A 12633-nucleotide genomic window follows, 5' to 3' on the forward strand; every position below is an offset into this window, starting at 1 on the left:
CCCCCGAAACTTCTTGGATTACCCGAATTTCGAAAGAGCCCCAGCCGCTTCCGAATCAAGTCAATTTGAATCCAGATTTGTGGGGCTGTCGAGAGTCAACGAATTGGCAAAAGCTAATAATTCTTATCCAATGCGATTTTGCCATGGCAAAAAACCGGCAGGATGAGTCCGAAGCGAGAACGGAGCGTGACGTCCGGGCTTCAGCCGTGCGGCGGCTCGGCGTGACTGATCACGCGCTTCACCGTCGGGAAGGCGCGCCGCACCCCGCGCTCGATGTGGTCGACATTGTCGTGCACCTTGAGCACGCTCATCGACGGCGCCGCACGGCAGTGGAAGTTGACGATCTCGCCGGCCTCGGTGTTGCGGACGCGGACATTGTGCACGTCGTACATGTCGGTCTCGGCGGCGAAGCGCTGCAGGGCCTCGGCGATCACGGCGACGCGCTCGTATGGCGCGTCGATGCCGAACGGCAGCTCGGGCTCGAGCGGCTCGATGTGGGTGTCGACTTCGACATCGGCGCCGAACTCGTCGCGAATCGAGCGTTCGAGCTCGTGAGCGATCGCGTGCGCGGCGAAAAGGCTCATGTCGCCGTCGACTTCCAGGTCGATCGCGACGATCAGGCGGCCGCCGATGTCGTGCACGGTGACGTGGTGGATGGCGAGGCCGGAATTGCGCGCGATCACCATGATGCGCTCGCGCACGCTCTCATTGCTCAGGGCCACCGGCACCGTTGTGAAGGTGACGTCGGCGTCTGACAGCGCCTTGCCGACAGCGGCCTGGGCCTGTCGCTTGATCTCGTCGACGCGGTCGATCGGGTAGGTGCGCGGCACCTGCACGGTGGCATCGACGAAATGCGTGGCGCCGACGAGCCGCACGCGCAGACGTTCGACATCGACGACGCCGGCGACCGAGCGGATCGCGGCATCGGCCTTTTCCGCCGCGCCGTCGGGGGCGCGGTCGAGCAGTGTTTCTACGGTAGAGCGCGCGAGCCGCAGGCCGAGCACCGAGATCATCAATGCGACCGCGACGGCGGCCGCGGAATCGCCCCACCAGAATCCGAGCGCGGTGAGCACGAGGCCGCCGATGACGGCGACCGAGCCGAGCACGTCGGAGGCGAAATGCAGGGCGTCCGCGGCAAGCGCCTGACTGTGGGTTTCGTGCGCGGCCCGGTGCAGCGCGCGGGCGCGCCAGAAGTTGACGGCGATGTCGACCAGCAGCACGACAAAGGGAATGGCCGAGAGCGATGGCGGCGGCGCCGCCTCACGCAGCCGGCTGACGGACTCGACCAGCACGCCGCCGGCCAGCACATAGAGCAGGGCGATGACGCCGAGCGCCGACAGGCTCTCCAGCTTGCCATGGCCGTAATGGTGCTCGTCGTCGGCCGGACGGTCCGATACCCGAACGACCATCCAGGTGATGATCGTGGCAACGACGTCGACGGCGCTGTGCAGCGCTTCGGAGACCAGCGCGAGACTGCCGATCAGCACGCCGACGATGAACTTCGCCGCCGCCATGCTCGCGCTCGCCGCGATCGAGATCGCGGCGACACGGGCTTTTCCGGAATCGACATGGGAAGCGGCGTCGGTCATGGCCGCGGATGTAGCAGCCGAGGCTCCGCGGTGAAAGCCGGGATCGCGCGGGCCATGTGCATGGCATGCTGGCTTGCTGTCTTGGCCCGCGCGCGGTTTCGATTGCTTCTAAATCTCAGGAGATTGCGTTCACAAGGTCACCACGATCTTGCCGAGATGCTTGTTCGCTTCCATGTGCGCGAACGCCGCGCCGATGTCGTCGAAGGCGAAGACGCGGTCGATCGGAAGCTGCAGTGTTCGCTGCTCGACGGCGCTCCAGATGTCCTGCTTCACCTCGTTGAAGATCGCGCGGATCTCCTCGATCGAACGGGTGCGGAAGGTGACACCGACATAGGTGATACGGCGCGCGGCGTGCAGGTCGAAGTTGAAGTCCGCGTGGGTGCCGCCGAGCCGGCCGACATTGACGATGCGGCCGAGCACCTTGGTGGCCGCGAGGTTCTGGTTGGCGACCGCGCCGGAGACCTGGTCGATGATCAGGTCGACGCCCTGGCCGTCAGTCGCTTGCAGCACCTGATCGACCCACGCCGGATCGCTCGAATCGATCGCGAGGTCGGCGCCGAATTCCTTGAGCCGGCCGCGGCGCATCGCATCGGTGGAGGAGCCGATCACGAGCCGGGCACCCTTGAGCTTGGCGATCTGCATCGCCATCAGGCCGACGCCGGAGCTCGCGCCCTGGACGAGCACGGCCTGGCCCGGCTGCATCGCGCCGTTGGTGACGACGGCATTGTGCATGGTGGTCAGCGCGATCGGCAGCGTCGCGGCCTCGTCGAAATTCATGTTCGACGGCGCGTGGAACAGCCGGCCGTGATCGGCGAGGGTGTATTCGGCGAAGGCGGCGGCGCCCGAGCCCATTACGCGGTCGCCGACCTTGAGGCCCTTGGCGTCCGGTCCGAGCTCGGCGACCTCGCCGGCCCATTCCATGCCGAGCACGGTGCCGACACCGCCGGCGGCGCCATGCACATGGCCCTTGGTCATGCCGAGATCGGCGCGGTTGAGGCCGCAGGCGCGCACGCGGACCAGCACCTGCGTGCCCTTCGGCACGGGCTTGGCGACGTCGGTGATCGCGGCGCCCTGGGCGCCATAGACATAGGCTTTCATCGCGAGGAATCCTGTCGGGCTGCGAGCGGCGTGGTCACTGTGCCGCTCTTCTCGGCGCACCGCCTAACAGGCGGCGAGCCGATCCGACAAGACTCTGGTCGCGACCGATACGGTTCCGCCAGCGACGCGCGCGCGTCAGGCGGCGACGGAGGCTTCCGCCTCGTCGAACGCCGAGGAGATGTCGCGCATGCTGATGACGCCGGCGAGCGCGAAGTCGACGATGACGGGCAGATGGCGGATGTGATGCACGTTCATGAGGTGGCGGACATGCTCGAGCGTGTCCTCGGTACTGCAGGAGATCAGCCGCTGCGGCGAGATCAGCTGCGAGACCTTCATGCTGACGCCGGCGGCACCGTGTTCGGCAATGGCGCGAACGACGTCGCGTTCGGTGAACATGCCCGCGGCGGTATTGCCCTCCGTGCGGACGACGTCCTTGACGACGAGGGCGCTGACATTGCTCGAGCGCATCAGCTGCGCCGCGACGCCGACGGTCTCGTTCATCCGCACCGTGATCACGCGCGCCGTCTTGTTGCGCAGGATGTCTCCGACTTTCATGGCACCCTCCCGTTGGTTGTTAATGAACGATCCAAGTCTGGTATACGTTATGCCAGAAGTCAATCGGGAGATGGCGATTTCGTGTGCGTCGTCGTGTTTTTTGCCCCACCGCAAATGAGCAGGTGATGTCTCCCGGCAACGGCAGTGCGCTCCCTCCCCCCTTGTGGGGGAGGGTTGGGGAGGGGGGTAGCCCAGGGGTCGGTGGGTGTGGCACCCCCCTCCCTAACCCTCCCCCACAAGGGGGGAGGGAACATAGCTTTTGCGTTGAAGCAGCGCGCCTCATTTGCAAGAGCCGTAAGCCTCGCTCATCGGCGCAAGTGACCCCCCTGTAAACAAAAGAGGCGCACCGGGATGCGCCTCGAAGTCACGGGAAGAACAGAAGAGAGGTCAGGTCAGGCGGTGCGAACGTCCTGCCTCGTCGGCTCGGAAGCGGTGGCTTCCTTGCCGAGGATGAAGGCGCGGCGCAGCGGCTTGATGACGAACAGCGCGAGCAGCGCCGCGGTTGCGTTGAGGCCGACGCCGATCACGAACACCGCCTGCCAGCCATACTTGGCCGAGACGAGGCTCGCGAGCGGCACGAGCAGCGACGCGGTGCCCTTCGCGGTGTAGAGCATGCCGTTGTTGGTCGCGGCATATTTGCTGCCAAAGGTGTCGCCCGACGTGGCCGGGAACAGGCTGTAGATCTCGCCGAACACGCCGAAATAGACGGCGGTGGCGAGCACGAACACGATCGGATTGTGCCCGTAGGTCGACAGCGTCAGCAGCATCACCGCGGCCGTGCCGAAGGCGATGAACATGGTGTGCTCGCGGCCGATCGTATCCGAGATCCAGCCGAACACCGGCCGGCCGAAGCCGTCGAAGATGCGGTCGAGCGAGATCGCGAACGTCAGCGCCGCCATCTGGAAGCCGGCGAGCGTGACCGGCTCGTTGGCGATCTTGAAATCATGCGCGATTGGGGCGATCTGGGCCGCGGTCATCAGACCGCCGGAAGCGACCATCACGAATACCAGGTACATGATCCAGAAGATCGGCGTGCGCAGCACCTGCGGCGGCGTGTAGTCGATCTTGCTCTGCGGCAGGTTGAGCTGCTTCTTGCGGGCGGGCGCCGCGTGGGTCGGCGGCCGCAGGAAGATGGCGAGCACGAACACGATCAGGCCCTGGCCGATGCCGAAGGTGAAGAACGCGGACTGATAGCCGCTCGAGGCGATCATGCTGGCGATCGGCACGACCGTCAGCGCCGCACCCGCGCCGAAGCCGGCGGCGGTGGCGCCGGCGGCAAGGCCGCGACGATCGGGAAACCATTTCAGCGCGTTGCCGACGCAGGTGCCGTAGACAGCGCCCGCACCGATGCCGCCGACGACGGCGCCGGCATAGAGCAGAGTGAGCGAGTCGGCATAGGAGTTGAGCACCCAAGCCAGCGCGATCATCACGCCGCCGAACATGATGACGATGCGTGGACCATATTTGTCGACGAACCAGGCCTCGACCGGCACCAGCCAGGTCTCGGTCACGACGAAGATCGTGAAGGCAAGCTGGATCGCGGTGCGGCCCCAGTGATACTTCGCATCGATCGGATCGACGAACAGCGTCCAGCCGTACTGGAGGTTGGCGATCATCGCCATGCAGACGATGCCCATCGCGAGCTGCAGCCAGCGGAAGCCGCTGGACTGGGCCTGGACGGGCGGTGATGCCTCTGTGCTGGAAACCATGGATCCTCCCAAGATCACGCTGTGTCCGGCGATTTGTTGCAGCCGGTACCGCTGTCGCATGTATGCCTGGGAATTCTGGTATAATATATTCCAGTCGGCAATATGGCTCGTGGCGCTGCGATGGGGATGCTGCGCTGCAATCGATGGCAGCGCGACGTCCAAGCAAAAGAAAACGCTCGGCTATTCGCCGAGCGTCGCTTGCGTGGAATCATTCTATTTTATTTTCGCTGCAGCGCGAGATGATGCCTTAGAGCATCGATTTCTCGACAACCACCTTGCGCCAGGGCTTCAGCACCGCAATCGACAGGATCGAGGCGAGGATGTTGGCGCCGGCGGCGATCATGAACACCGTGTCCCAGTTGCCTGACGACTGCTGCATGTAGTTGGCGATCGGCACCAGCAGTGCCGCGGTGCCCTTTGCGGTGTAGAGCAGGCCGGCATTGGTGGTCGCGAACTTGGTGCCGAACGTGTCGGTGCAGGTCGACGGGAACAGCGAGTAGATCTCACCCCAGGCGAAGAACACGAAGCCCGAGAGGATCACGAACCATACCGGGTCATGGCCGAGCATGTACAGCGCCCAGATGCCGATGCCTTCCATGCCGAAGGCGATGAACATCGTGTTCTCGCGGCCGATATTGTCGGAGATCCAGCCGAAGAACGGACGCGTCAGGCCGTTGAGCACGCGGTCGATGGTGGCCGCGAAGGTCACCGCGGTCATGGTCATGCCGATCAAGGTCACCGGGATGTTGTCGACCTTCCAGTCGCCGGCGATCGGCTTCAAGTTGGCGGTGACCATCAGGCCGCCGGCGCCGACGATCACGAACATGAAGTACATCAGCCAGAAGATCGGCTGGCGGATCACTTCCGTTGGATTGTAGTTGCGGCGGCTCTGCACCAGGTTGGCGTTCTGCGTGACCGCTGGAACCTGGCCTTCCTTCGGTGCGAACAGGAAGAAGGCGAGGATGACGATGATGATGCCTTGTCCGAGACCGAAATACAGGAAGGTGGTCTGGAAGCCGGAGTCGCGGATCATGGCCTGGATCGGGGCGACGGTCAGCGCCGAGCCCGCGCCGAAACCGGCCGCGGTGATGCCGGCCGCGAGGCCGCGCTTGTCTGGAAACCACTTCAGCGCGTTGCCGACGCAGGTGCCGTAGACGCCGCCGGCGCCGATGCCCGCGATGATCATGCCGAGATAATAGCCGTTCAGCGTGGTGGCGTAGGAGTTGATCATCCAGCCGATGGCGCAAAGGATGCCGCCGACGAGGACGACGATGCGCGGGCCGTATTTGTCGACGAACCAGCCCTCGACCGGCACCAGCCAGGTCTCGAACAGCACGAACAGCGTGAAGGCCCACTGGATCGACGCGCGATCCCAGCCGAAGGTCTTTGCAATATCGGGAACGAAGAATGTCCAGCCGTACTGGTAGTTGGCGATCATCACCATCGCCAAGACGCCGACGACGAGCTGTGTCCAGCGATAGGCGTCACTTACTCTTGCAGATGCGGGGGCCCCCGCGTGAGCCAAGTCCGTCATGTTTCCTCCAGGCTGTCTATTTTTGTCCTAACAGCTATGCGGAGTTTGGTATAACATATGCCAATAGACAAGCGGATTTCCGCGGAGCTTCGGCTGTTGCGTTGCGAAGCCGGCCGAAAAAGACCAGAGATAGCAAGGCAAATCGCTGCAGCGACAATACGACGCGGCAGGGGAGAATTGTAGATCAACTATCGGATTAACGTCCGGTTTAAGCGGTTGCCGCGCGCAACCGGCTCCATCCGCCCTGGATCGCGGACCAGAACAGCGCGATCAGCCCGAGCACCATGATAGTGCCGACCAGCCCGTTCGAGAAGAACACGGCCAGGGATCCCTGGGATCCCAGAAGCGATTGGCGGAAGGCTTCCTCGGCCTTGTCGCCGAGCACGATCGCGAGCACGAGCGGCGCGAGCGGATAGCCGCACTTCTTGAACAGGTAGCCGAGCACGCCGAACACCAGCATCAGCACGACGTCGAACGTGCTGCTATGCACCGAATACGCGCCGATCGCGCAGAGCACCAGGATGAGGGGGGCGATGATGCTGAAGGGAATGCGCAGGATCGCCGCGAAGATCGGCACGCAGGTCAGCACGACCAGCAGGCCGGCGAGGTTGCCGAGATACATCGATGCGATCAGGCCCCAGACGAATTCCTTCTGCTCCACGAACAGCATCGGGCCGGGCTGCAGACCCCAGATCAAAAGGCCGCCGAGCAGCACAGCCGCGGTCGGCGAACCGGGAACTCCGAGCGAGAGCATCGGCAGCAATGCTGCGGTGCCCGCGGCGTGGGCCGCGGTTTCCGGCGCGACGACGCCTTCGATCTCGCCATGGCCGAAAGCCTTGCCGCGCTTGGACAGTCGCTTGGCGATGCCGTAGCTCATGAACGACGCGGGCGTGGCGCCGGCCGGCGTGATGCCCATCCAGCAGCCGATCAGGCAGGAGCGCAGCGAGGTCAGCCAATAGGCCGGCATCTCCTTCCAGGTGTGCAGCACGACCCGCAGATTGATCTTGGCGTTGCCGCCGCGGAAGCTGAGACCTTCCTCCATGGTCAGCAGGATCTCGCCGATGCCGAACAGACCGATCACGGCGATGAGAAAGTCGAAGCCGTTGAGCAACTCGGTGATGCCGAAGGTCAGCCGGAGCTGGCCGGTGATGGAATCGAGGCCGACGGCCGCCAGCGCAAAGCCGATCATCATCGCCGCGATGGTCTTGAACGGCGGCTCCTTGCTGAGGCCCACGAAGCTGCAGAAGGCGAGGAAGTAGACGGCGAATTTTTCGGCGGGGCCGAATTGCAGCGCAAAGCTCGCCACCAGCGGCGCGACCAGCGTGATCATCAGCACCGCGAACAGCGCGCCGACGAAGGACGAGGTGAAGGCGGCCGTGAGCGCCTCACCGGCCTTGCCCTGCTGCGCCATCGGGTAGCCGTCGAAGGTGGTCGCCACCGACCATGGCTCGCCGGGGATGTTGAATAGAATGGATGTGATGGCGCCGCCGAACAATGCGCCCCAATAGATGCAGGACAGCATGATGATCGCCGAGGTCGGCGGCATGCTGAAGGTGAGCGGCAGCAGGATCGCGACGCCGTTGGCGCCGCCGAGCCCCGGCAGCACGCCGATGATCACGCCCAGCACAATGCCGAGGATCATCACCATGATGTTGAAGGGCTGCAGCGCAACGGCGAAGCCGTGAAACAGATTGGCGAGTTCTTCCATGCCGGCCTAGTCCTGCAACCCGTGAGCCGATGATTGTTGTTGTTAGAGCCCGAGCCATTCCTCGACCGGTCCCTTCGGCAAGGGGACCATGAACCAGCGCTCGAAGATCAGATAGGTGACCACGGGCATCCCGATCGCCACCGCCGCGACCGTGAGCCAGCCATATTTGCCGAGCCAGCGCATGAACCAGGCGATGAAGATCATGGAGGCGAGATAGAGACCGGTGAAGGGTAGGGCGCCGACATAGATCGCGGTCGGCACCACCACGCTCATGACCTGGCGAAGCTGCGTCCATTCGGCGAACAGCCCGCCATCGTCCTCGCGCAGCGTGTTGCGGACATTCATCGCGCTCGACACGACGATGAACAGGCCGACATAGAACGGGAAGAAGCCGGCGCGCGGCCCTTCCGCACCCCAATTGATGCCCGCCTTCACGCTGCCGATGATCACGACGACGCCGAACAGCGCGATGGCGAGCGTGACGCCGAGCTCGACCGCCTTGTGGCTCGGGCCGGCGGATCGTCCCTGACTGCTCATGCGCGCCGCTCAGTTCGAGGCCAGGAAGCCGGCGTCCTTCATCAGGGTCTCGTGCCGCTTCTCCTCGGTCTCGACCCATTTGGCGTAGTCGGCGCCGGTCATGAAGGTGGTGTTGAAGGCGCCGGTCTTCATGAACTCCTGCCAGTCCGGCGTCTCCCGCACCTTCTTGAACAGCTCGACATAGTACTCGACCTGGTCCTTGGTGGCGCGCGGCGACATGAAGATGCCGCGCAGCATCAGATACTCGATGTCGAGGCCCTGCGACTTGCAGGTCGGAATGTCCTTCCAGGCCTTGCCGTCGGTGATCGGCTCGTCATAGCTCATCGGCTTGGCGTCGAACACGCAGAGCGGCCGGACCTTGCCGCCGCGCCATTGCGCCACCGCCTCGATCGGATTGTTCACGGTGGAGTCGACGTGATTGCCGACCAGCTGCACCGCGACCTCGCCGCCGCCCTTGTAGGGGATGTAGGTGAACTTCGCGCCTGTCGCCTTCTCCATCGCGACCGTGATGATCTGGTCTTCCTGCTTCGAGCCGGTGCCGCCCATCTTCAAGGTGCCGCCGGCCTGCTTGACCGCGTCGATGTAGTCCTTGGCGTTCGTGTAGGGCTTGTCGGCGTTGACCCAGAGCACGAACTCGTCGAGCGCGAGCATCGCGACCGGGGTGAGATCCTTCCAGCTGAAGGGGATGCCGGTGGCGAGCGGCGTGGTGAACAGGTTCGACAGCGTGATGATGATCTTGTGCGGGTTGCCGGCCGAGGCCTTGACGTCGAGGAAGCCTTCGCCGCCGGCGCCGCCGGACTTGTTGATCACCACCAGCGGCTGCTTCATCAGGTTGTGCTTGGTGACGATACCCTGGATCGTCCGCGCCATCTGGTCGGCGCCGCCGCCGGTGCCGGCGGGAACAATGAACTCGACCGGCCGGACCGGCTCCCATCCCGCGACCGCCGCAATGTTGCCGGCGGCCAAGGCCACGCCAGCCGCGCAGGCCACGCGCACAAAACGCTTCATCGACGCTGTCTCCCCTTCATTGCCTGGACCTCGTCGGCTTCTTCCGGCCGCTGCGTCCGATCGTGCCACTTACGCTGTGATGATTCTGATGATGATCCCGGTCCGTCTCGTTGTGTCGTCTTCAGTGATCGCGCGCTCCGAGGTTGTCGCGAGGCATACAATTCTCATCTGGGTTCTGCGCATCCCATAGTTGCGTGGACGGGCAGAGACGCGCAAGAGAAAGCTTACCAATCGTAAATCGACCGATTTGATTTTGGTATGAGAAGGTGACCGGCCGCAATTGATGAGATGGGCTGGGATGCCTGCGGAGCCAATTTGTCGCAGTCGGCGGGCTGGTCCTGAACAGCAAAAAGCCCCGGGAACCGGGGCTTTTGACGGGGCAGTGCTCGGCGGCGGGCGCCGGCCGGCTCAGAGGCCGAAATAGGGCAGGTCGCCGTTACGGTTGGCGGCGCGGGCGCTGACCATCAGCACGCGATCGAGAGCGGCGAGGAAGCGGCCGAACAGGGACACGGGCTGAACGAGGGGGAGGGCGACGGTCTTGGCCATGGTTTGTCTCCTTCAGTGAGGCGGTAGGACGTTCTGACTGAGGAGAATTTACGTATACCAGATGCCAGAGACAATGATGGATATTGCATAGCGGCATGAAGTTTTTGCGCTGCGGTAGCTATGTCACAATTTGGATTTCTTATTGAAGCCGGCGTTCTCATATGGAAAGTGCCGCCCAACTGCGCTCCCTAAAAAGAACCGATCCAGCCCGCCTGATGCAACGGATCCACGGCTGGATTCTGGATTTGGTGACAGTGCACTTCCAGTTTAGAGGCGAAGGAGTTCTGCGCACTGTCACCGTATCCGGGATCGGCCTTGTCGTTGGAGCGTGGACGCTCGTGGAGTGTAGCAGTGCCGAGAGGCACGCGTTCTTTCCGCCTGAGACTCCAGACCCGAAGGAGACGGCCGCCGTCGCGGCGGAGATGCCGAAGAACTACCGGCAGCTGGTGGCCGAGCAGATTCGGGCATTTTATGCGTGTGCGTCGCCCTTTATCGGGCAAATCCATTCGGGGTCGTGGTGAGAGACAATCTCGCCTTCGCCTACCGGGATGGCAAGATGCGCAGCATTCTTCTCGCGACGGAGTCCTGCAGCGACCTTTTCGATTTCACCGAGCTGAAGCGTTCATGATGAAGATCATCAAGGGAGATCTGATCAAGCTCGCTCTCGACGGGCATATCGATGTGATCGTGCATGGTTGCAATTGCCAGTGCACGATGGGGGCGGGCATTGCGAAGAGCATCAAGGACATCTTCCCCGAGGCCTATGCGGCCGATCTGTCGACGCCGAGGGCAGCCGCGAGAAGCTGGGCTCCATATCGGCTGCGACCGTCTCGCGTGCAGGACAGCAAGTCACCATCGTCAACGGCTATACGCAGTTCCATTGGCGCGGGGCCGGCGTTCTCGTCGACTACGCGGCCGTCAGGACGGTCATGAAGCAAGTGAAGCTCCGATTTGCCGAGCGCCGCATCGGCTATCCCAGGATCGGTGCCGGCTTGGCAAAGGGCGACTGGACACTGATCGCGCAGATCATCGACGCCGAACTCGAGGAGGAGGATCACACGCTGGTGGAATATCTCGCCTGAAAACGCTCGCTGGACTCGGCGCTCGATACCTCGCGCCACGCCAGGCTTGTTGGGGCCCTGCGGTTGCCTATCGAAACATCCAGAAATCGCCAACTGGTCCAGCCGGTTCTCTTTTGGGCGGCCCCAGCACGTCGCCCAGACCTGGGTTGCCCGACTGCGCGATCGCGCAGACTTTGGTCTGCAAGGTCTCGGTTTTCTTGTGGCCAGCCTTGAGCAGATCCGCGACGTCAGGCGGAATTCTGCAATCGGTCGAATGAGCTTCGACATATTCGATCATCTTGAGCTCGGCCTGAGAGAAACTGCGAATGAGTTCACAGGCGTCTTTCGGCGTTGCGCGGCGCTCGGCGGCGGCCTTGATCAGCCGGCCGCGCCGCTCTGCCTCTGCGCGCAAGGGAAAAAATCCGTTGCAGACATCCGAAGCGCCGTCAGCAACCGCTGGCGCGCTGTCGCCCCGCGGAGGGGGGGCGGTCTGCCCCGGCAGCGGGGCTGCAAATGCGCCCTGCGCGAAGGCGTGGCCAACGATCGGGGTCATCGCGGCTACGACGAGGCGTAAAATCAGGTGTCGTGCTGTCCGTGTGATCACGATCCGCGCTCCGTCCGCATTCACCTCGAAAGCTCCAGCCATTTGGCGCTATCCCGATCGGTTTGTAAAGGCGCTGAGCAGACGACAGCTTTCCACACCCGGGGAGGTCTCAGGAGGCCAGCCCGTAGCAGCACCGATAGCGGATTCGGTCCAGCACTGTCCCCGAATCCTGAGTACTCTCCGAGCTCGGAGCCCTCAGCCGTTCAAATGTTAAATGCAATTACTCATAGTTCTTTCCAGCGATCAGGAAGTCAGCGAAGCGACGCCAGAGATTGTTTGCGGCGAGACCCTGATCGACTCCGAAGTCGGTAGCTTCTGCCCAAGCTGCTGCAGCTTCGAGATAGGTTTCGATTCTGATATTCTCCCAACCACCTGCATCGGGCCCCCAGGGTGAACTCGGCTCCGCCTTCTCGCGCTTCACAGCAGATTCGCGGTCGGCCACCAGAGCGTGAACAAACCCCAGCAGTGAGCTGGCGTCTGTCACCGCTTCCAATTTTATCCTCAGTTGTTCGTCTGTGCTAGATCCCGACAAATCACCACCCGCATATTCGAGTTCGGCCACGTTGCGTTTGCACGTTATTCCTGGTCAGCAAAAGACTTGGCTCAATACGAAAAGCCGCCGGACGATGTCCGGCGGCTTGCTATCGAGAGGGCAGATGCGGTGAAAATTGTGCCGCGCCTTGT

The 12633-nt window shown here is 63.3% G+C and carries 13 protein-coding genes; 2 read left to right on the plus strand and 11 right to left on the minus strand.

What is annotated here, in order from left to right:
* Positions 1 to 200: 200 nt before the first annotated feature.
* The 9 genes from ACQR0Z_RS11380 to ACQR0Z_RS11420 all read right to left on the minus strand — a co-directional run bounded on the left by ACQR0Z_RS11380 (position 201) and on the right by ACQR0Z_RS11420 (position 10284).
* A complete protein-coding gene (locus ACQR0Z_RS11380) occupies positions 201 to 1589 on the minus strand; it encodes a cation diffusion facilitator family transporter (RefSeq protein WP_434918628.1) in 1389 nt (462 codons plus the stop codon).
* Between the two features lie 129 nt (positions 1590 to 1718).
* Positions 1719 to 2687: a quinone oxidoreductase family protein gene (locus ACQR0Z_RS11385; RefSeq protein ID WP_434878326.1), complete on the minus strand. Its 969-nt coding sequence runs from the start codon at positions 2685 to 2687 to the stop codon at positions 1719 to 1721.
* A gap of 135 nt (positions 2688 to 2822) precedes the next feature.
* Complete coding sequence (locus ACQR0Z_RS11390; RefSeq protein WP_434861908.1) at positions 2823 to 3242, minus strand: CBS domain-containing protein; 420 nt, start codon at positions 3240 to 3242, stop codon at positions 2823 to 2825.
* A 392-nt stretch (positions 3243 to 3634) separates the two neighbouring features.
* Complete coding sequence (gene oxlT / locus ACQR0Z_RS11395) at positions 3635 to 4951, minus strand: oxalate/formate MFS antiporter (RefSeq protein WP_434918629.1); 1317 nt, start codon at positions 4949 to 4951, stop codon at positions 3635 to 3637.
* 247 nt (positions 4952 to 5198) lie between these two features.
* The gene (gene oxlT, locus ACQR0Z_RS11400; protein ID WP_434861910.1) at positions 5199 to 6485 is read right to left on the minus strand and encodes an oxalate/formate MFS antiporter; all 1287 of its coding nucleotides are present in this window, start codon (positions 6483 to 6485) and stop codon (positions 5199 to 5201) included.
* 208 nt (positions 6486 to 6693) lie between these two features.
* Entirely contained in the window at positions 6694 to 8193 is a 1500-nt protein-coding gene (locus tag ACQR0Z_RS11405; RefSeq protein ID WP_434861911.1) for a tripartite tricarboxylate transporter permease, read from the minus strand.
* A 42-nt stretch (positions 8194 to 8235) separates the two neighbouring features.
* Positions 8236 to 8730: a tripartite tricarboxylate transporter TctB family protein gene (locus ACQR0Z_RS11410; protein WP_434861912.1), complete on the minus strand. Its 495-nt coding sequence runs from the start codon at positions 8728 to 8730 to the stop codon at positions 8236 to 8238.
* A 9-nt stretch (positions 8731 to 8739) separates the two neighbouring features.
* Positions 8740 to 9738, minus strand: coding sequence for a Bug family tripartite tricarboxylate transporter substrate binding protein (locus tag ACQR0Z_RS11415; protein ID WP_434918630.1), 999 nt, complete (start codon positions 9736 to 9738; stop codon positions 8740 to 8742).
* Between the two features lie 408 nt (positions 9739 to 10146).
* Positions 10147 to 10284, minus strand: coding sequence for a hypothetical protein (locus tag ACQR0Z_RS11420; RefSeq protein ID WP_175345309.1), 138 nt, complete (start codon positions 10282 to 10284; stop codon positions 10147 to 10149).
* Positions 10285 to 10908: 624 nt separating this feature from the next.
* Here ACQR0Z_RS11420 and ACQR0Z_RS11425 point away from each other — a divergent pair.
* Entirely contained in the window at positions 10909 to 11217 is a 309-nt protein-coding gene (locus ACQR0Z_RS11425) for a hypothetical protein (RefSeq protein WP_434918631.1), read from the plus strand.
* Positions 11214 to 11366 (plus strand): hypothetical protein, encoded by a 153-nt coding sequence (locus tag ACQR0Z_RS11430; RefSeq protein WP_434918632.1) that lies wholly within the window; start codon positions 11214 to 11216, stop codon positions 11364 to 11366. Before ACQR0Z_RS11425 ends, ACQR0Z_RS11430 begins: the two co-directional genes overlap by 4 nt.
* Before the next feature lie 67 nt (positions 11367 to 11433).
* Here the strand turns inward: ACQR0Z_RS11430 and ACQR0Z_RS11435 are convergent, their stop codons facing one another.
* Together ACQR0Z_RS11435 and ACQR0Z_RS11440 are read right to left on the minus strand one after the other, a co-directional pair.
* Positions 11434 to 11991 carry a hypothetical protein gene (locus tag ACQR0Z_RS11435; RefSeq protein ID WP_434918633.1) on the minus strand — a complete coding sequence of 186 codons (558 nt, stop codon included), beginning with the start codon at positions 11989 to 11991 and terminating at the stop codon, positions 11434 to 11436.
* Positions 11992 to 12169: 178 nt separating this feature from the next.
* The gene (locus tag ACQR0Z_RS11440) at positions 12170 to 12511 is read right to left on the minus strand and encodes a DUF7660 family protein (RefSeq protein ID WP_434918634.1); all 342 of its coding nucleotides are present in this window, start codon (positions 12509 to 12511) and stop codon (positions 12170 to 12172) included.
* Positions 12512 to 12633: the final 122 nt, after the last annotated feature.

The sequence above is a fragment of the Bradyrhizobium sp. HKCCYLS3077 genome (assembly GCF_051167555.1).
Lineage (GTDB): Bacteria > Pseudomonadota > Alphaproteobacteria > Rhizobiales > Xanthobacteraceae > Bradyrhizobium.